The sequence below is a fragment of the Spelaeicoccus albus genome, from assembly GCF_013409065.1.
Taxonomy (GTDB): domain Bacteria; phylum Actinomycetota; class Actinomycetes; order Actinomycetales; family Brevibacteriaceae; genus Spelaeicoccus; species Spelaeicoccus albus.
On record NZ_JACBZP010000001.1, the window covers coordinates 951,348 to 969,478 of the forward strand.

Genomic DNA, 18,131 nt, shown 5'->3' on the forward strand with positions numbered 1-18,131 from the left:
AAGGACAACTGTGAGCGAACAAACTCCGCCCGTGGGCGAAACCAACCGGATCGAACAAGTCGATCTCCAATTGGAGATGCAGCGCAGCTATCTCGACTACGCCATGAGCGTGATCGTCGGACGCGCGTTGCCCGACGTGCGAGACGGCCTCAAGCCGGTGCACCGCCGCGTCATCTACGCCATGTTCGACGGCGGCTACCGGCCCGAACGCTCGTTCAACAAGTGCTCGCGCGTCGTGGGCGAGGTAATGGGCCAATACCATCCGCACGGCGACTCGTCGATCTATGACGCGTTGGTGCGCTTGGTGCAGCCGTGGTCGTTGCGGTACCCGCTCGTTGACGGGCAAGGGAACTTCGGATCGGCCGGCAACGACTCGGCGGCCGCGCCCCGGTACACCGAGTGCAAAATGCAGCCGTTGGCCATGGAAATGGTCCGCGACATCGACGAGGACACGGTCGATTTCCAGGACAACTACGACGGCAAGAACCAGGAACCCGTCTACCTGCCGTCGCGCTTCCCTAACCTGCTCGTCAACGGCTCGGCAGGCATCGCCGTCGGGATGGCCACCAATATTCCGCCGCACAACCTGCGTGAGGTCGCCAGTGGCGCGCAGTGGATGCTCGCCAACCCCGAAGCATCCCGCGAAGACACGCTCGAAGAGCTTCTGAAGATCATCCCGGGCCCGGATTTCCCGTCCGGTGCGCTGCTGCTGGGACACAAGGGCATCGAGGACGCCTACCGCACGGGCCGCGGGTCCATCACCCAGCGGGCGGTCGTCAACGTGGAGGAAATCCACGGCCGCACGTGCTTGGTGGTCACGGAGCTTCCCTACCAGGTCAACCCCGACGTGCTTGCCGCAAAGATTGCCGACTACGTCAAGGACGGACGCGTTGCGGGCATCGCCGACCTGCGCGACGAGACCTCCGGACGTACCGGGCAACGGCTCGTGATCGTGTTGAAGCGCGACGCCGTCCCGAAGGTCGTGCTCAACAACCTCTACAAGCACACCCAGCTGCAAGAGAATTTCTCCGCGAACATGCTGGCGCTCGTCGACAACGTGCCGCGCACCATGAACATCGAAGCGTTCCTGCGACACTGGGTCACGCATCAGATCGAAGTGATTGTGCGGCGCACGCGGTTCCGGCTGCGCAAGGCCGAAGAACGCGCGCACATCTTGCGCGGACTGCTCAAGGCGCTCGATGCGCTCGACGAGGTCATTGCGTTGATTCGTCGTTCCCCGACCGCCGACGAGGCGCGCGAAGGGTTGAAGGACCTGCTCGACGTCGACGACGCGCAAGCCACCCACATCCTCGACATGCAGTTGCGGCGTCTGGCGGCGCTGGAACGCCAGCGGTTGCAAGACGAATACGAGCGGCTCGAAATCGAGATCGCCGACTACAACGACATCCTTGCCAAGCCGGAACGTCAGCGGCAGATCGTCAGCGAGGAGCTCGGCGAGATCGCCGATAAGTACGGCGACGACCGGCGCAGCCAGATCATGTACGGCTACGACGGCGACGTGTCGATGGAAGACCTCATTCCGCAAGAAGACGTGGTCGTGACAATCACGCGCGGCGGCTACGCCAAGCGCACCCGCACCGACAGCTACCGGTCGCAGCACCGCGGAGGCAAGGGGATCCGGGGCGCGACGCTGCGCGGCGACGATCTGGTCGACCACTTTTTCGTCACGACCACGCACCACTGGTTGTTGTTCTTCACGAACAAGGGCCGGGTCTACCGGGCCAAGGCCTACGAATTGCCCGACGCCAGCCGCGAATCCAAGGGTCAGCACGTGGCGAACCTGATGGCATTCCAGCCGGGTGAGCAGATCGCCCAGGTGCTGGCCATCAAGGATTACGAGGAATCACCGTACCTGGTGCTGGCCACCAAGGCAGGGCTGGTGAAAAAGACCCGGCTGAGCGAATACGACTCGAACCGGTCCGGCGGCGTCATTGCCATCAATCTGCGCGAAGACGCAGACGGCAACCCGGACGAGCTCGTGTCGGCACGGCTCGTGGCGGACACCGACGACGTCCTGCTGGTCTCGCGCAAGGGACAGTCGGTGCGCTTCACGGCGACCGATGAAACGCTGCGCCCGATGGGCAGGGCGACGTCCGGCGTGACCGGCATGAAGTTCCGCGATTCGGATTCGCTTTTGGCCTTGGACGTGGTGACCGACGGCTCGTTCGTGTTCACCATCACGGACGGCGGCTGGGCCAAGCGCACCGAGGTGGGCGAATACCGGGTGCAGGGCCGCGGCGGGCTGGGCATCAAGGTGGCCAAGCTTTCCGACGAACGCGGCGAATTGGTCGGAGCACTCATTGTGGAAGAAGACGACGAGGTCCTCGTCGTGATGGAACGCGGCAAGGTGGTCCGGTCGGCCGTGACCGAGGTGCCGGCCAAGGGACGCGACACGATGGGCGTCGTCTTTGCCAAGCCCGGCAAAAAGGACCGCATTATCGCCGTCACGAAGGGTGCCGAACCCGGCGACGAGGAGGTCCTCGACGAAATCGAAGCCGAAGTCACGGCCTCGGACGGCATCGATGAAGTCTCCGAAGACGCTGAGAATAATGCAACAATCGGGCTTCAGTCGGGTACGTCGGCAGGTGTCGAGCCTGCAAATGCGATACCGTCGAACGATGATTCCGGCGACGCCGATTCCGGCGATGCCGACCCGCAGGACGCGACAAATGACGATGGAGGTAGCCGGCAGTGAGTAATTCCTCCTCTGGTTCGGCGCGCACCGCGAAAACGCAGACGGTTCCGCGCAACAAGGCCGAAGAGCACTTGACTCAGGCCATGGAAGGCGGATCCGGCACGAACGCAGCCGGAACCGAGACATCGGGCGGCAAGACGGCGTCCGGCGGCGTCAAAACGCCCGGCCGCCCGGCCGGACCGCGCAAAGTCAAGCTGACTGTCTCGAAGGTCGATCCGTGGTCGGTCATGAAGTTGTCGTTCCTGCTGTCCGTAGCATTGGGCATCGCCATGGTCGTGGCCACCTTCGTGATCTGGGTCGTACTCGATCGCGCCGGGGTCTTCGACACCATTTCCACCGCGCTTTCCGAGATTGCCGGCGGCGAATCGTCCGCCAGCCAAACGATCACCAGCATGTTCGAACTCGGCCGGGTCATTTCGATAGCGACGGTGCTGGCCATCGTCGACATCATCCTGATCACGGCGATTTCCACGCTGGTGTCGCTGTTGTACAACCTGGGTTCGACGCTTGTGGGCGGGCTCGGGCTGACGCTGACCGACGACTGAAAAGCCGATTGGAAATACCGGGCGGCCTTAGGGTAAAGTCAATCCTCGGGTCACCCCGGTTGGGGCCTATAGCTCAGACGGTTAGAGCGCTTCCCTGATAAGGAAGAGGTCACTGGTTCAAGTCCAGTTAGGCCCACCGCACGACTGAAATAGGATGTAACCATGAAGAAGTTGATCGGCATCCTGGCTGCGGCGGCCGGAGCCGCGTACGTGTGGCGGGCACGCCGCCGGCTCGAACGCGGCAGGCAGGATTGGGCCGGTTCGACGGACACCGTGGACTGACAACGATCAACCCTACGGGGGCGTGGCGCAATTGGTAGCGCACCTGCTTTGCAAGCAGGGGGTTACGGGTTCGAGTCCCGTCGTCTCCACCGATCTCCCCTCCACCCTTTTCCTTCCACCACCCCGTCCACTCGCAAAACGCGCCGGCGCGTCAGGAACGCGCCGTCAGAACGGCGCGTTCCTGACGCCGCGGCGCGTTTTGCGGAAGTTTGATGGCATAAAAAACCGCTGAGCCCGATCGAGTCGACGGGGCCCAGCGGTTCTTTGACGGACGAACGTCTTACTTGCCGTCTTGCTCCTTGGACTTGCGGGCCGCCTCATCGATCTTGGCCGCAGCCTTTGCTGCATCTTCCTTGGACTTCTCGGACACCGAAGCGGCATGCGCACCGCCGGTCGAGTCGACAGCAGCACCGTCGGCCGCGTCCTTGGCCGACTCGGTCGCGTCGTCGGCCGCGTCCTTCGTCTTGTCCGCGTTGTCGCGCGCCTTGTCCGCCGCATTATCGGCGGCCCGCGAAGCACCGGCCGCAGCACTGCTCGCCGCAGTCTTGGTGCTTTCCGCGGCGTTGTCGGCGGCGCGGGAAGCGGAGCCCGCGGCCTTGTCGGCAGCGCTCTTGACCGAATTGGCCGTCGTCTCGGCCTTGTCGGCGGCCGCATCGGCCACGTCCTTGACTTTCTCGCCGACTGTGCCGGCCACGTGCTTAGCCTTTTCGGCGGCCGTTTGCGCGGCCCTGGACGTCGAGCCGACCGGACGCGCGTCGTCCGGCCTGGAATTGATCGGAGTGGCCCACGGATCCTCGGCCGGCTGCGACTTCTTCCACACGACGGCTGCGGCAACCGCGGCACCGCCCAGCAGTGCCAGGCAAATCAACGTGCCCTTAGCGCGGCTCTTCTTCTGCGCCTTCAATTCCTTGCTGGCGCGGCGCAGAGCCTTGGACGCCTTCTTGCCGGTGACGGCCGTGGACGCCTTGTCGACCGAGTTCGGTACCGACACTCCGGCCAGGGCTTCCCCGGCGGACGACGCGACGTCGCCGACCTTGTCGGAAAGCCGCGGCAGGTAGTCTTCGCTCAGCCGGCGGCCGGCCGCATCAAGCCGGGGGCCCACGCGGTCGAGCGCGTCTTGAATCTTCGGCGTGGCATACGCGAGCCCCTTTTCCAGACGCGGGGCCGCGTACGAGACGCCCCGTTCGATCTGCGGGCCGGCGTAGGCACGGGCGCCCGCGACGCCGCGTTCGATCTGCGGGCCCGCCCATTCACGGGCGTTCTTGGCGCTGCTGACGACGGAGTCGACTGTGCCGTCCAGGCGCCCCGAAATCTGGTCCTTTCGGGACTTCAAGTTCTTCTCCAACTGCTTCTTGGACTTACGCGACATATCTACCTCCGAGATCGGTGGAATCTTAGGTCTATCCTGCCTGCCGTGCTACGTCAATTGGACAGCAGGGGCGACGATGGGCGCAAATACCCCCGTCATACTTCACGAAGAGCGAACGAGTCGGCGTGCCGGTTCCGGTGTCCGGCATGAGAAAATGAACAAATGACTGCACAGCCGACACATAAAGCGATCCTGCATACCAACCACGGCGACATCTCCGTCGACCTTTACGGCAATCACGCGCCCAAGACCGTCGACAACTTTGTCGGGCTGGCGACCGGGTCGAAGGAATGGACAGACCCGTCGTCCGGCGAGACCAAGCAGAACACGCCGTTCTACAACGACCTTGTGTTCCACCGGATCATCCCGAACTTCATGATTCAAGGCGGCTGCCCGCTGGGAACCGGCACCGGCGGCCCGGGTTACGCCTTCGATGACGAGATTCACCCGGAACTCGACTTCACATCGCCGTACATCCTGGCCATGGCGAACGCCGGTATCCAGATGGGACACGGAACCAACGGCAGCCAGTTCTTCATCACGACGGCGCCGACCACGTGGTTGCAGGGCAAGCACACGATCTTCGGCGCGGTCACCGACGACGCCTCGCGGAAAGTCGTCGACGAGATCGGCAGCGTGCCGACGGGCCGCGGCGACCGCCCCACGAACGATGTCACTTTGTCGAGCGTTGAAATCGTCAACGCGTAAATGACGTCCGCGAGATCCGGCTCGAACGGCGGCGGCCCGCCGGAGCCGGCGAACCCGAACGCCCCGGTGTGCCCCCGCCACCCGGGCCGGATCTCGTATGTGAGCTGTCAACGGTGCGGGCGGCCGGCCTGCCCCGATTGCCAGCGTCCGGCAGCCGTCGGCATTCAGTGCGTCGACTGCGTCCGGGAAAACAAGAACGCGCAACGAAGCGCCCGGACGCAATTCGGCGGAACCGTACGCACCGGACAACCGATAGTGACCTGGGTGATCATCGCCCTGTGCGTGGTAGTCCTCATCCTCGAATACGTGCTTGGTCAGCGGTTCGAATTCAAATTCGCGTACATTCCGGCCGCCACGCTGGCGGAGCCGTGGCGAATGCTGACGGCAAGTTTGCTGCACGACACGAGCTTCCTGCCGCACCTGCTGTTCAACATGTATGCGCTCTGGCTTCTCGGTCAGGCTCTTGAGCCCGCACTGGGGCGGATCCGCTTCCTGGCCGTCTACGTCGTTTCGGCGTTGGGCTCGTCGGTTGCCGTGCTGCTGATGGCCGCGCCGGAGAACGGCGGAGCGTGGGTCACGCCCGTGATCGGCGCATCCGGCGCGATCTTCGGCCTGTTCGGCGCGCTCTTCGTCATCTTCCGCCGACTGGGGCGTTCGACCAAGCAGATCCTCATCATCATCGGCATCAATGCGGTGCTCGGATTCCTTGTGCCGCACGTGGCCTGGCAAGCGCATCTGGGCGGCCTCATCACCGGCGCCCTGCTCGGAGTGGTGCTGGCCTATGCGCCAAGGAATCGGCGCACCGTGCTGCAGGTGGGCGGCATCATTGCGGTAGTTGTGCTCTTAGGACTGCTGACGCTGGCCAAGGTGCTCGTGACGAGTCCCATGTACTTGCCGACGTCCTTGGTCTTTGCGTGACGAACCGCCATTCCCGTTCGGCAATCAACCGGCGATATGGCCGTGCGCGCACTCATCCACGGAATCTGTCCACATGCCGGCAAGTTACACACATGTAACTCCACAGCTGTGGATAACTTGTGGCGGCTAAAAGGCCGCGTCAGCGCCAGCGGGTGGCCATGATCAAGCCGGCCACCAAAATGCCGAAGCCGGCCAATATGTTCCAGTTACCCCATGCCTCAACGGGCCAGGCGCCCTGCGACACGTAGAACGTGACGACCCATGCCAGGCCGATGAGCAGCACCGTCAGCATGGCCGGCAGGAACCACCGGGCGTTCGGTTTCTTGACGGCGGACCCGGACGAGGCCGTATACGCCGCCTTCTTGCGTACCTTTGACTCGGGCACGTCCATGCTCCTTCACGAAATCGACTAGTTGTGGCTACGCTACGATTCTACGTTAGTTCCGTTGTCTGGTCGAAAGGTGCGAATGATGCGCCGTCAACGCCGCTTTCGCGCCTCGCGACTTGGCGTGATGGCCACGCTTGCCGTTTGCGGTCTGCTGCTTGCGACCAGTGCGCGGGTGTCGGGCGGAAACGATTTGCGTCAAGCGGACGGCGACCTTGCCCAGCTGGCTGCCGCGCAGACCCGATCGGCCGCGCGAAAGAACTCCCGCATCATCGACTTGCAGCATCAGGTGGACCGGCTCACGGCCGCCGAGGGCGTGGCCGACGGGCGAGTGCGCGCCGCAACGAATCGCGCCGAAGCGCGAGGCCGTGCGGCAGGTCTCGACGCTGTCCACGGGCCGTCGCTCACCGTGACGCTGGACGACGCTCCGCGCGGCCGGCCGCAGCCGTCCGGGGTGACCAGTGACGACGTCGTCATCCACCAACAGGACGTGCAGGCCGTTGTCAACGCGCTGTGGGCCGGCGGCGCCGAGGCGGTGGCCATTCAGGGCAAGCGGCTCGTCTCGACGTCCGCCGTCCGCTGCGTCGGCAACACGCTGCGCTTGCAAGGCCGCGTTTACTCACCGCCCTACGTCATCAGCGCCGTCGGGGACAGGGCGGCCATGCGCTCGGCGCTCGGAGCGTCGAAGCAGCTGACGATTTACCGGCAGTACGTAGACTGGGTAGGGCTCGGATGGAATGTGACGAGCAAGGACTCCGACACCGTCGACGGGTACGAGGGGCCCACCGAGTTGAAGTACGCGACCGTGCCGCACCGCTAGGCGGCACCGACCGGAGCGAAACCACCGAACGGCGCCAGCGCCAGTCAAAGAGATCCAGTGAAAGAGGCCAGTGAAAGCGGCCAGTGAAAGGGGAACGATGCCAGGCCGACGTTCCCATACCGCGCGCGAAAAGATCGGGCCGGTGCGCTTCGGCATCCAGGCGTTTGGGGAAATCTGCATCACGCTCGGCATCATCTTGCTGTTGTTCGTCGCATGGCAGCTGTGGTGGACGGATATTGGCGCCAACAAGAACAACACCCGGCTGGCGCACTCGCTGGCCGAGAAGTGGCATCGTGATGGCACGCAGCCGGACGCCGCGGCTCCGCCCGTGCAAGACGACTCGGCGGGCAATCTCGGCAAGCTGCCGGCCGTCAAGGAGCCGGATTTCGCCACCGCATTCGGCATCATGTATGTGCCCCGATTCGGCAACGATTACTATCGCACCATTGCCGAGGGGACCGCGTTGAATCCGGTTCTCGACGAAATGGGTCTGGGACACTACGAGGGCACTGCCATGCCGGGCCGGCGCGGCAATTTCGCTGTTGCCGGGCACCGGACGACGTACGGAAAGCCGCTCAACAAGATCGCCGATCTGCATCCCGGCGATAAAATCGTCGTCGAGACCAAGGCGGGCTGGTACACGTACACGTTCCGCAACTTCAACATTGTGTTGCCCGATCACGTGTCCGTGGTGGGCCCGGTGCCGGACGCCCCGACCATGAAGCCGACGGACCGGTTCATGACCTTGACGGCATGCAACCCGATGTATTCGGCGCGTGAACGGTATATCGCCTACGCCGTCCTCACGGGATGGTCGTCGGCGTCGCACGGCCCGCCGAAGACCATTGCCGGCACTCCGGCGTATCGAAAGGCGCATTCGTAATGTACGCATGGATCTGGCGGCGTCTGCCGGGCCCCTGGCCCGCCCGGCTGCTCATCAGCCTGGCGCTGATTGCGGCTGCCGTATTCGTCTTGATGCAATGGGTATTTCCGGCCATCGCCCCCTATATGCCGTTCAACGGCGGAACCGTAAGGACATCGCAATGACAGCCACCGACCGGCCGCGGATTCTCGTCGTCGACAACTACGACAGCTTCGTCTACACCCTTGTCGGATATTTACGCCAACTCGGGGCGCGCGCCGAGGTCGTGCGCAATGACGTGTGGTCGGCGCATGCGATTCCGGGCCGGCTGGACGGGGTGGACGGCGTCCTGCTCTCACCGGGCCCCGGCACCCCGGCGGACGCCGGCATCTGCGCGCCGGTGATCGAATACTGCGCGCGGGCCGGACTGCCGATGCTGGGCGTCTGCTTGGGTCACCAAGTGCTTGCCGAAGTGTACGGCGGCACGGTAGCGCACGCCGAACAGCTGATGCACGGTAAGACCAGCATGATCACGCACGGCGGGACAGGCGTGTTCGCCGGCCTCCCCAGCGAGCTCGAAGCGACGCGCTATCACTCGTTGTCCGTCGTCCCGGGGACCGTCGATTCCGACCAGCTGGAGGTCACGGCGCAGACGTCCGATGGAGTCATCATGGGCCTCGAGCACCGTCATGCTCCGCTTTTCGGCGTCCAATTTCACCCGGAGTCGGTGCTGACGAACGGCGGCTATCGGCTGTTGGCCAACTGGTTGGCGCTCGCCGGCGGCGACGACCCGGAAAAGGCGTCGGCCGGATTGAAGCCGTTGGTGTCGGCCTCCGTAGCCGACTAACCGCTCACCCGCACCCGAATCGCAAAACGCGGCGGCGCGTCGGGAACGCGCCGTCAGAACGGCGCGTTCCCGACGGCGCGCCGCGTTTTGCAGTTACTCTCCGTCGCCCTTGCCGCCATCGTCCGGTGGCGACGTGGTGGCTGGGTCGGTTGGGCTCTCGGTGGGCGACGTCGTCGGGCTCTCGGTGGGCGATTCCGTCGGTGAATTGGTCGGACTGTTCGTCGGTTTCTCAGGCGGTACTGCGACAGTGATGGTGATCGTCGAATGCTGCGGGACCGCTTCACCTTGCGACGTGCTTTGCTTGACGACCGTGCCGGCCGGGTACTTGTCCGGATCGCTGACGCGGGTGGTGACGTCGCAGGAAAGCTGGTAATCGCTGCTCTCAAGGATGTGGCATGCGTGCTTCTTCTTTTCTCCGACGACTCCCGGCACCCGAACTTGACCGTTCGAGAGCACCAGATCGACTGTCGAACCGCCATCGACCTTCTTCCCGGCACGAGGATTCGACCGGAGCACCTTGCCCTTCTCCAGGCTCGGGCTGTAATCCTCGGAATCCGAACCGGCGACCAAATTGCTCTGTTCCAGCAGCTGGCGCGCATACGTCTCGGTTTGGCCGTCGACATCGGGCACCGTGACGCTCTTCGGTCCGGACGAGACGACAAGGGTGATCACGTCGCCGCGGTGGACAATCGTCTTCGGCTTCGGTTTCGTGGCAATGACGGTGCCCTTGGGGACGCTCTTGTCCTTCTTTTTGGTCTCCTTGACCTTCAAGTGACGCCCAGTGAGAATCGACTTGGCTTGATCGGCGTCGATGTTCGTCACGTTGTCGAGCTTGAACCCGGGCGGCTGCTCGGGCTTCTGCAACGTGTAGACGTAGTAGCCGAGTCCGCCGAGCACCAGCACCAGCAGGATCGACAGGAACCAGATCCACCCCTTGGCGCTCTTGTGCTTTTTCGGCGGTTCCTCGTCGTCACCGTCGGAGACCGGCGTTTCGGCGGTGGACGGCGAGTCTCCGGCGAACGCAGCCACGCCCGTCGCCTCCGCGACGTCGGCACGATGCGACGGCGTGTGCGTCTGCTGAACCGTCGTGGCGGCCGTTTGCGCGCCCATGGCCTGCGTCATGGCCTCGGTGGGTGCGGGCGCGGCTGCGCCCATGACGGTTGTGGAGTCGTCGTCGGGCCCGTCAATACTCAAGGGACGCCCGCCCTGCGCGGCCAGCAGATCGGCGCGGAAGGTGCCGGCGTCCTGATATCTGTCGCCGCGTTCCTTGGCCAGCGCATGCATGAGCACCCGGTCGATCGCGGGCGGCACGTCGTCGTTGTGCACGCTCGGCGCGTCCGGCTCTTCACGCACATGCTGGTAGGCCACGGCCACCGGAGAATCACCGACGAACGGCGGGCGGCCGGTCAACAACTCGAAGAGCAGGCACGCTGCCGAATACAGGTCGCTGCGCGCATCGACGACCTCGCCGCGAGCCTGCTCCGGCGACAAATATTGCGCGGTTCCGACGACTGCGGACGTTTGAGTCATGGTGGCCGACGTGTCGGCCAGTGCGCGAGCAATGCCGAAGTCCATCACCTTGACATCGTCGGACGGCGTGATCATCACGTTGCCGGGTTTGATGTCGCGGTGCACGATGCCGGCCCGGTGGCTGTATTGCAGGGCCGAGAGCACGCCGGCTGCGGCGTGCACGGCCTGATCGACCGGCAGCTGTCCCTCGCTCTTGAGCAGATCGCGCAGCGTGTGCCCGCGTACGTACTCCATGACGATGAACGGTACGTGCACTTCGCCGCCGCCCGACTCGTGTAATACTTCTTCGCCGGAATCGTAGACCGCGACGATCGAGGGGTGGTTCAATGCGGCGGCGGACTGGGCCTCGCGGCGCAGCCTGGCCTGGAACGACGGGTCGCGGGCCAAATCGCTGCGCAAGAGTTTGATGGCGATCGACCGGCCAAGGCGGGTGTCGAGCCCTTCATGGACCTCGGCCATTCCCCCGCGGCCGAGGAGGGCGCGAACCTCGTAGCGTCCGGCCAGAATGCGGCGGTCACTCATGGGGCCTCACCACTTTGCCCGCTGGTCGGAACGTCAGCGGCGCCGGAATCATCGGAGTTGGTGTTCTGGTTGGGTTCCGGCGAGGCGTCCTGGTCGGAGTCGTCTTGATCGGCGTCCGTCCCGCCGGACTTGCCCGTGTCGGAGTTCCCGGTGTCGGACTTGCCCGAATCGCCCGAATCGGACTTGCCCGTGTCGGAGTTCCCGGTATCCGACTTGCCCGAATCGGACGTGTCCGAATCGGGACTGCTGGTATCGGAGGAGCCCTCATCGCCGGATGTGCTTGGCGCACTCGGCGCGGTCGTGCTCGAGCCGGACGAGTCCTCGTCGCTTGGCCGACTGGTCTTGGCGGGGCCCTTCGACACCGCCATCGTGACGGTGGCGCCTTCGTCGAACGTGTAGCCGTTGCTACCCGGGCTGACCCGTACGACGGTGCCGGATTCGCTCGACGACGTGACCTCGATGAAATGGGCTCCCAAACCGAGCGATTGCAACGACGTTCGGGCATCGGACGAGCTTTGGCCGATGTAGTCGTCCGGGTCGATCGTCACGGTCTGCGGCGAGCTGCTCGGCGAGTTCGTCGGCCCGGTCGAGGACGGGGCCGAGGACGACGGCGTGTCGGTCGGCGCCGCACTTCCGGCCGGATCCTTGAACACCGTGGCCATCAGGACGAACACGATGATAGCCAGCGCAATGACGATGCCGATGATGATCCCGGCAATCCTGCCGCCGCGGCCGGACTTCTCCGCATCGTCCCGCGTCGTGCCGTCGGCGCCCGCCACAGCAGCGGCCCCCGCGCCGGCGCCGTCGGCTGCTCGGGAACGGCGGCGCTCGCCGACGACGGGCATTTGCGCCGTATCGCTGGTCGGGCGCGGCTGAGGGCTCACGGTGGTTGCTATTGATGTCGGAGCCGAGCCGCTCGTGATGGGGCTCGCGACGGTCGGGGCGTCCGAGCCGGCCTGGGCCATCTCGGGGACGGCGTATTCTGCGGCCGCGACATCATGGCGGCGAAGAGCGTCGGCCGCCAGAGAAAGATGATAGGCGTCCTTGGGACGTTCGGCCGGGTTCTTGCGCAGCAGCGTGGCAATGAGGGCACGCACCGGTTCCGGCACATTGGCAGGCAGTTCCGGTGCCGGTTCGTTGACCTGTTTCATGGCGATGGCGACTTGTGTGTCGCCGCTGAACGGGCGCTCGCCGGCCAAGGCTTCGTAACCGATGATCCCCAGCGCGTACACGTCGCTGGACGGAGCAGCCGTCTTCCCGGTTGCCTGCTCGGGGGCCAGATACTGCGCCGTGCCCATGACCTGCCCGGTCTTCGTCAGCGGCACCTGGTTGGTCACCCGGGCAATGCCGAAGTCGGTGAGTTTGACCCGTTCGTCCGGGGTCACCAGGATATTGCCCGGCTTGACGTCGCGATGCACCACGCCCGCGGAATGCGCGGCATGCAACGCCAGTGCTGCCTGCGAGAGGTACGAAAGCGTCCGATCGGTGCTGAGCACTTTTTCGCGCTCGAGAATGTCCGACAGCGGCTTGCCCGGCACATACTCCATGACCAGGTACGGCGACTCGTTGTCTTCGCCGAAGTCGAACACATTGGCAATGCCGGGGTTCGACAGCGACCCCATATTGCGCGCTTCGGCGCGGAAACGCTCCAAGAACGTCGGATCGGCCGCGTACTCCTCTTTGAGGATCTTGACGGCCACAACCCGGTCGAGCGACATGTCGTCGGCCTTCCAGACCTCGCCCATGCCGCCGATCGCAATCCGGTCGGTCAGCTTGTAGCGCCCGCTCAGCACGACACCGCTTGACGGCCTCATGAATTCAACACCGCCTTGGTGATGGCTGTCGCGACGGGCCCTGCCGTGCGGGCGCCGGTCGACTCGCTCCCGGCGCTACCGCCGTGTTCGACGACGACCGCGACAGCTACCTTCGGGTCGTCCGCCGGTGCAAACGAAGTGAACCATGCGTGCGGGGCCGCGCCGGCGACGTTTTGCGCCGTCCCGGTCTTTGCCGCCACCTTCACGCCTGGGATCTGCGCCACGGTGGCGGTGCCGTTTTGCACCACTGCCTCCATCATGTCGGTCATCTCCGAAGCGGTGTTCTCGGAGATCGGATTGCCGTAAACCTGCGGGGACGGCCGCTGCAGCACGTCGAGCGAATTCGACGAGCGCACAGTTTTCACCAGATTGGGGACCATCTCGGTTCCATTATTGGCGATCGCCGCCGCGACCATGCACATTTCCATCGGCGTCGCCTTCACATCGAACTGGCCGATTGACGACTGGGCGAGCTGAGCCTCATTGAGGTCGTCCGGGAATGTGCTGGGGGTGACGGGCATCGGCACGTCGATATTGTCCTCAAAGCCGAACTTCTGCGCCTGCTTCCGGACGGCGTCCGCGCCCAGATCCATGCCCAGCGAAGCGAAAGCCGTATTGCACGAGATGGCGAGCGCATGCGTGAGGGACACCTTGTCGCCGGCGCCGCACGCCTGCCGGTTGTCATTGCGCAATTGAGTGGACGTGTGCGGCAGCGTGATGGATGCCGGCCCCGGAAGCGTGGAATCCGGAGTGTAGTTGCCCGATTCGAGCGCGGCCGACGCCACAATCATCTTGAACGTCGAACCCGGCGGATACAGGTTGCCGGCGATGGCGCGGTTGTACATCGGCTTGTTCTCGTCGGCTATCAACGCGTCGTAGGCGTTGGTGGCCGCCTTGGTGTCGTGCGTGGCCACCTTGTTCGGGTCCCAGCCCGGTTTCGAGACCATCGCCAAGATCGCCCCCGTCTTGGGGTCCATGGCCACTGCCGCGCCCTTTTGATTGCCCAACGCGTCCCAGGCCGCCTTTTGGGCCTTCGGATTGATGGTGAGCGACACGGCGGCCCCGGCCGGCTGCGTACCCGTGACGAGTGACGACAGTTTGTGGAAGAACAGCGAATCGGCAGTACCCGACAGCCGCGCATTCTCGGCAAGCTCCAGACCGGTCGGCTTTCCGATCACCGAATAGACGCCCGTGATGGCCGAATACATTTCCGGGTCGATGCCGTTGCCGCCGTACTTGCGGAGATATTTGTAGTTGTCGTGGCTCGGGACCGACTGCGCGATCGGCGTGCCGTCGACAAGGATCGGTCCGCGGTCGCGGCCGAGTTCCTTGTACAGGGTCCGCGAGTTGAACTTGCTGGCCTGGAGTTTCGGGGCGTCGAAATACTGCGTGTAGGTCGTCGATGCCAGTAGTACCGCGAACAGCACGAACGTGACGACTGCGATATGCCGTAACTGCTTGTTCATTGGGCCACCGCCTCCGTGGGTCCGGATCCGTCTCGTTTACGCGACCGTTCGTCGTCCGGCAGCACCGACAACACGCCGGTGGCGAACTCGTCGAGCGGACGGCGCGCGTTGTCGGAAATGCGTAAGAGCAACGCCACGATGATCCAGTTGGCGAGCAGCGACGAGCCGCCCGCCGCAAGGAACGGCGTCGTCAGCCCGGTCAGCGGGATGACGCGGGTGACGCCGCCGACCACAATGAAGCACTGCAGCCCGATAGTGAAGCACAGGCCCGCCGAGAGAAGTTTGCCGAAGCCGTCCCGGACGGCAATGGCGACCCTGATGCCGCGCTCGACGAAGATCACGTACACCAGCAGGATCGCGAACAAGCCGACAAGGCCGAGCTCTTCGCCGAGGGACGTGATGATGAAGTCGGAATCGGCATGCGGGACTATATCGGGCCGTCCGAGCCCGAGGCCCGTCCCGGTCAGTCCGCCGTTGGCAAGCCCGAACAGCCCTTGGACGAGCTGATAACTGCCGCCGTATTCCTGGTTGTAGACGGACGGGTCGAGCGCGTGGATCCAGATGTTCAATCGTTGGCCCACGTGTGAGATGAACATGCCGGCCAGGACGGCGCCGCCGGCGAACAGGATCAAGCCGATGATTATCCAACTGATCCGCTCGGTGGCGACGTACAGCATGGCGACGAACAGGCCGAAGAACAACAGTGACGTGCCGAGGTCGCGCTGGAACACGAGCACGCCGAGGCTGGCCAGCCAGGCGATGACGAGCGGTGCCATATCGCGGATCCGCGGCAGTTGCAGGCCCAGTACCTTGGGGCCGGCCAGGCTCAGGGCGTCGCGATTCGACACCAGGTACCCGGCGAAGAAGAACGCAAGCAGCAGCTTGGCGATCTCGCCGGGCTGGAACGACATCGGACCGACGTGGATCCAAATGCGAGCGCCGTTGATCGTGGTGCCGATTCCCGGGGCCAACGGCAGCAGCAGCATGAGGATGCCGGCGAGTCCGCTCACATACGTGTAGCGACGCAGCAGACGGTGGTCCTTGAGCAGGATGACTATGACTGCCAGGACGACGAGGCCCAACGATGTCCAAATCAACTGTTTGGTGGCGACCGAGGCCATCCCGGTGCGGTGCTCGGCCAAGTCGAGCCGGTAGATCATGGCCAGGCCGATGCCGTTGAGAAACACGGCGATCGGGAGGATGACCGGATCGGCGTATTTGGCCCGGATCCGGACGACGATGTGCCCGAACGCGGCAAGGACGAACAGCCAGCCGGAGTACACGTACACATTGGGCGGCAGTTCGCCTTTGACGCCGAGGCCGACAAGGCAATACGCGGCAATCGACACGATGAGGGCCAGGATCAGCAGCCACGCCTCGATCCCGCGGCGGGTCTTGAGTTTGGGCAATCCTGCGGTGGAGCTCACGGCGTGTCACCCCCTGTCCCGGTCGGTTTCGCGGACGTCGACGGGCCTGCGGACGGTGTCGACGACGGCTCCGTCGTCGGTTCGGTCACGCCCGGGCGTGTCTTCGGGTTCTTTGGCTGAGGAATTTTGACGGGGTTGGGGTTGATCTCGCCGCGCAGGTTCGACACGATCTTGCGGGCGGCCCTCAAATTGCCGGCCGGGATCGTCTCGCTGACGCGTTGTTGTGCGAAATCGGGCAATTCGGCCAGGCCGATGTTCTGCTTCTTGTACAAGTGGCCGAGCTGAATGGGTCCGAGGTTTTGTGAGATTCCCTTGTAAATGGCGATCTGGCCCTGATACGAGCCCACGTAATATTGCTTTTGGGTGTACGCGTAGCCGGCCCAGCCGGCGCCGATCAGCACGATGATCACGAGCAGTCCGACGAGAGCTCGACGTACGCGTCCGCGGCGGTGAGCGCGTTCGTCCTCCTCGTCGGAAAAGTCCGGCAGTTCGCCGCCTTCGTCGCTCGGGCCGGATGCCGAGTGGCCGTTCGCGGTCAGGCCGTATGGTTCGCCGGGTGCCGCGCCCATCGACTCGGACGTCTTGATTTGCGCCGTATCCGGCGTGTGCGTGGACGGCGTGTGCGGATTGAGCGCGGCCGAGCCGACGATATCGGGATCCGTCCGGTCATCGTCGGTGATCGGCTCGTCGCCGGCGACCACGTCGGCAATCACAACTGTGATGTTGTCGGCGCCGCCGCCGTCGAAGGCCAACCGGATGAGCTTGTCGGCGCACGCGTCGAGATCCGCGACGTCTCGCAGAGTACTTTCGATCTTGGCGTCGGTGGTGAACCCGGACAGCCCGTCCGAGCAGAGCAGCCACCGGTCTCCCGGCACTGCCGCGCGCACCGACAGATCCATTTCGGGCTGAGTGCCGACGTCCCCGAGCACGCGCATGACGACCGACCGCTGCGGATGCCGCTCGGCCTCCTCGGCACTGATCCGGCCCTCGTCGACCAGTAGCTGGACGAACGTGTGGTCGTGCGTGACTTGGATGAGTTTGCCGTCGCGCAGCAAATAGCCGCGAGAATCGCCGATATGGGCCAATGCGAACCGGTCGCCGTGGCGGAGCAGCGCCGTGAGGGTCGTGCCCATGCCGGCGAGTTTGGGTTCGACGGCAACTCGGGCGCTGACCTGCTCATTGGCGTGCATGATGGCCAGACGCAGCGCTTCAAGGGCGTCGGCGCCATGCGATTCGTGGTCGAGATGGCTGATTTCGCCAATCGCGATCGACGATGCGACGTCGCCGCCGGCATGACCGCCCATACCGTCGGCCACGACCAGGAGGTTCGGCCCGGCATACCCGGAGTCCTGGTTATTGGAACGTGTCAGACCCACATCCGACCGGGAAATATACCGGTAGCGGGGCGCGGCGGTCTCACTCAAGAGCGCAGCTCCAGGACGGTGCGGCCGATGGCGATGGGCTGACCGACGCCGAGCTGCACTTGCCCGGTGACGTCGTTGCCGTTCAGTTTGGTGCCGTTCGTGGAGCCGAGGTCTTCAAGCATCCAGCCGTTCTGGCCGGGGAAGATGCGCGCGTGGCGGCTGGACACGAAATCATCTCCCAGCACCAAGGTGCTTTCGGGCGAACGGCCGATCATGATGGGCACGGTGCCAAGTGCGACGACGGCACCGGCCAGTGACCCTTCGGTGACGACGAGGGTGCGCGGCGGTCCGGACGGCGGCGGAGGGGTGGAGCCGTGGCCGGGCCGTTGTGGGGCGGGCGCGGATGCGCTGCGTTCACGGGAGCGTTTTTTACGCCCCCTGGACGTTGTGCCGAAGATATCGCGGCGGAGCGTCGATGCGACGCTGAGGACGAAGACCCACATCAAGACCAGCAGGCCGAGACGCAGCGCGGTGGCAGTCAGTTCGCTCATCAGGG

The 18,131-nt window shown here is 64.7% G+C and carries 17 protein-coding genes and 2 tRNA genes; 11 read left to right on the top strand and 8 right to left on the bottom strand.

The window, feature by feature from the left end:
* Positions 1–10 precede the first annotated feature (10 nt).
* The 5 genes from gyrA to BJY26_RS04510 all read left to right on the top strand — a co-directional run bounded on the left by gyrA (position 11) and on the right by BJY26_RS04510 (position 3,632).
* Positions 11–2,716, top strand: a complete 2,706-nt coding sequence (gene gyrA / locus BJY26_RS04495) for a DNA gyrase subunit A (RefSeq protein WP_237249040.1) — start codon at positions 11–13, stop codon at positions 2,714–2,716.
* Positions 2,713–3,261 (top strand): DUF3566 domain-containing protein, encoded by a 549-nt coding sequence (locus tag BJY26_RS18965; protein ID WP_179426053.1) that lies wholly within the window; start codon positions 2,713–2,715, stop codon positions 3,259–3,261. The genes gyrA and BJY26_RS18965 overlap by 4 nt, the downstream gene beginning before the upstream one ends.
* Positions 3,262–3,323: 62 nt before the next feature.
* Positions 3,324–3,397, top strand: a tRNA-Ile gene (locus BJY26_RS04505).
* Between the two features lie 26 nt (positions 3,398–3,423).
* Entirely contained in the window at positions 3,424–3,543 is a 120-nt protein-coding gene (locus tag BJY26_RS18770) for a DLW-39 family protein (protein WP_218852250.1), read from the top strand.
* A 16-nt stretch (positions 3,544–3,559) separates the two neighbouring features.
* A tRNA-Ala gene (locus tag BJY26_RS04510) sits at positions 3,560–3,632 on the top strand.
* 191 nt (positions 3,633–3,823) lie between these two features.
* Here the strand turns inward: BJY26_RS04510 and BJY26_RS04515 are convergent.
* Positions 3,824–4,912 carry a hypothetical protein gene (locus BJY26_RS04515; RefSeq protein ID WP_179426055.1) on the bottom strand — a complete coding sequence of 363 codons (1,089 nt, stop codon included), beginning with the start codon at positions 4,910–4,912 and terminating at the stop codon, positions 3,824–3,826.
* 162 nt (positions 4,913–5,074) lie between these two features.
* Here BJY26_RS04515 and BJY26_RS04520 point away from each other — a divergent pair, with 162 nt between their 5' ends.
* Entirely contained in the window at positions 5,075–5,620 is a 546-nt protein-coding gene (locus BJY26_RS04520; RefSeq protein ID WP_179426057.1) for a peptidylprolyl isomerase, read from the top strand.
* Entirely contained in the window at positions 5,621–6,538 is a 918-nt protein-coding gene (locus tag BJY26_RS04525) for a rhomboid family intramembrane serine protease (RefSeq protein ID WP_179426058.1), read from the top strand.
* Positions 6,539–6,677: 139 nt separating this feature from the next.
* Here BJY26_RS04525 and BJY26_RS04530 read toward each other — a convergent pair whose 3' ends face one another.
* On the bottom strand, positions 6,678–6,929 hold the full coding sequence (locus BJY26_RS04530; RefSeq protein WP_218852252.1) for a cell division protein CrgA: 252 nt from the start codon (positions 6,927–6,929) through the stop codon (positions 6,678–6,680).
* A 79-nt stretch (positions 6,930–7,008) separates the two neighbouring features.
* On the opposite strand from BJY26_RS04530, the gene BJY26_RS04535 reads away from it, so the two are divergent.
* The 4 genes from BJY26_RS04535 to BJY26_RS04550 all read left to right on the top strand — a co-directional run bounded on the left by BJY26_RS04535 (position 7,009) and on the right by BJY26_RS04550 (position 9,452).
* Positions 7,009–7,743: a DUF881 domain-containing protein gene (locus tag BJY26_RS04535; RefSeq protein ID WP_179426060.1), complete on the top strand. Its 735-nt coding sequence runs from the start codon at positions 7,009–7,011 to the stop codon at positions 7,741–7,743.
* A gap of 97 nt (positions 7,744–7,840) precedes the next feature.
* Positions 7,841–8,626 carry a class E sortase gene (locus BJY26_RS04540; protein WP_179426061.1) on the top strand — a complete coding sequence of 262 codons (786 nt, stop codon included), beginning with the start codon at positions 7,841–7,843 and terminating at the stop codon, positions 8,624–8,626.
* A complete protein-coding gene (locus BJY26_RS04545) occupies positions 8,626–8,790 on the top strand; it encodes a hypothetical protein (RefSeq protein ID WP_179426063.1) in 165 nt (54 codons plus the stop codon). The genes BJY26_RS04540 and BJY26_RS04545 overlap by 1 nt, the downstream gene beginning before the upstream one ends.
* The gene (locus BJY26_RS04550; protein WP_179426065.1) at positions 8,787–9,452 is read left to right on the top strand and encodes an anthranilate synthase component II; all 666 of its coding nucleotides are present in this window, start codon (positions 8,787–8,789) and stop codon (positions 9,450–9,452) included. The genes BJY26_RS04545 and BJY26_RS04550 overlap by 4 nt, the downstream gene beginning before the upstream one ends.
* A 93-nt stretch (positions 9,453–9,545) precedes the next feature.
* Here the strand turns inward: BJY26_RS04550 and pknB are convergent, their stop codons facing one another.
* From pknB to BJY26_RS04580, 6 genes are read right to left on the bottom strand one after another with little or no spacing between them, the layout of a single operon-like run.
* A complete protein-coding gene (pknB, locus tag BJY26_RS04555; protein ID WP_179426067.1) occupies positions 9,546–11,504 on the bottom strand; it encodes a Stk1 family PASTA domain-containing Ser/Thr kinase in 1,959 nt (652 codons plus the stop codon).
* Positions 11,501–13,318 carry a protein kinase domain-containing protein gene (locus tag BJY26_RS04560; protein WP_179426069.1) on the bottom strand — a complete coding sequence of 606 codons (1,818 nt, stop codon included), beginning with the start codon at positions 13,316–13,318 and terminating at the stop codon, positions 11,501–11,503. The genes pknB and BJY26_RS04560 overlap by 4 nt, the downstream gene beginning before the upstream one ends.
* The gene (locus BJY26_RS04565) at positions 13,315–14,784 is read right to left on the bottom strand and encodes a peptidoglycan D,D-transpeptidase FtsI family protein (RefSeq protein ID WP_179426071.1); all 1,470 of its coding nucleotides are present in this window, start codon (positions 14,782–14,784) and stop codon (positions 13,315–13,317) included. Before BJY26_RS04565 ends, BJY26_RS04560 begins: the two co-directional genes overlap by 4 nt.
* Complete coding sequence (locus BJY26_RS04570) at positions 14,781–16,211, bottom strand: FtsW/RodA/SpoVE family cell cycle protein (RefSeq protein WP_179426073.1); 1,431 nt, start codon at positions 16,209–16,211, stop codon at positions 14,781–14,783. Before BJY26_RS04570 ends, BJY26_RS04565 begins: the two co-directional genes overlap by 4 nt.
* The gene (locus tag BJY26_RS04575) at positions 16,208–17,635 is read right to left on the bottom strand and encodes a PP2C family protein-serine/threonine phosphatase (protein ID WP_179426075.1); all 1,428 of its coding nucleotides are present in this window, start codon (positions 17,633–17,635) and stop codon (positions 16,208–16,210) included. The genes BJY26_RS04570 and BJY26_RS04575 overlap by 4 nt, the downstream gene beginning before the upstream one ends.
* Positions 17,632–18,126: an FHA domain-containing protein FhaB/FipA gene (locus tag BJY26_RS04580; RefSeq protein ID WP_179426084.1), complete on the bottom strand. Its 495-nt coding sequence runs from the start codon at positions 18,124–18,126 to the stop codon at positions 17,632–17,634. Before BJY26_RS04580 ends, BJY26_RS04575 begins: the two co-directional genes overlap by 4 nt.
* Positions 18,127–18,131 lie beyond the last annotated feature (5 nt).

Coding starts and splice junctions, on each gene's coding strand:
- BJY26_RS04535 (WP_179426060.1), top strand. CDS start 7,009: ATGCGCCGTCAACGCCGCTTTCGCGCCTCGCGACTTGGCGTGATGGCC.
- BJY26_RS18770 (WP_218852250.1), top strand. CDS start 3,424: ATGAAGAAGTTGATCGGCATCCTGGCTGCGGCGGCCGGAGCCGCGTAC.
- pknB (WP_179426067.1), bottom strand. CDS start 11,504: ATGAGTGACCGCCGCATTCTGGCCGGACGCTACGAGGTTCGCGCCCTC.
- BJY26_RS04550 (WP_179426065.1), top strand. CDS start 8,787: ATGACAGCCACCGACCGGCCGCGGATTCTCGTCGTCGACAACTACGAC.
- BJY26_RS04530 (WP_218852252.1), bottom strand. CDS start 6,929: ATGGACGTGCCCGAGTCAAAGGTACGCAAGAAGGCGGCGTATACGGCC.
- BJY26_RS04525 (WP_179426058.1), top strand. CDS start 5,621: ATGACGTCCGCGAGATCCGGCTCGAACGGCGGCGGCCCGCCGGAGCCG.
- BJY26_RS04540 (WP_179426061.1), top strand. CDS start 7,841: ATGCCAGGCCGACGTTCCCATACCGCGCGCGAAAAGATCGGGCCGGTG.
- BJY26_RS04565 (WP_179426071.1), bottom strand. CDS start 14,784: ATGAACAAGCAGTTACGGCATATCGCAGTCGTCACGTTCGTGCTGTTC.
- BJY26_RS04515 (WP_179426055.1), bottom strand. CDS start 4,912: ATGTCGCGTAAGTCCAAGAAGCAGTTGGAGAAGAACTTGAAGTCCCGA.
- BJY26_RS04580 (WP_179426084.1), bottom strand. CDS start 18,126: ATGAGCGAACTGACTGCCACCGCGCTGCGTCTCGGCCTGCTGGTCTTG.
- BJY26_RS04560 (WP_179426069.1), bottom strand. CDS start 13,318: ATGAGGCCGTCAAGCGGTGTCGTGCTGAGCGGGCGCTACAAGCTGACC.
- BJY26_RS04520 (WP_179426057.1), top strand. CDS start 5,075: ATGACTGCACAGCCGACACATAAAGCGATCCTGCATACCAACCACGGC.
- BJY26_RS04545 (WP_179426063.1), top strand. CDS start 8,626: ATGTACGCATGGATCTGGCGGCGTCTGCCGGGCCCCTGGCCCGCCCGG.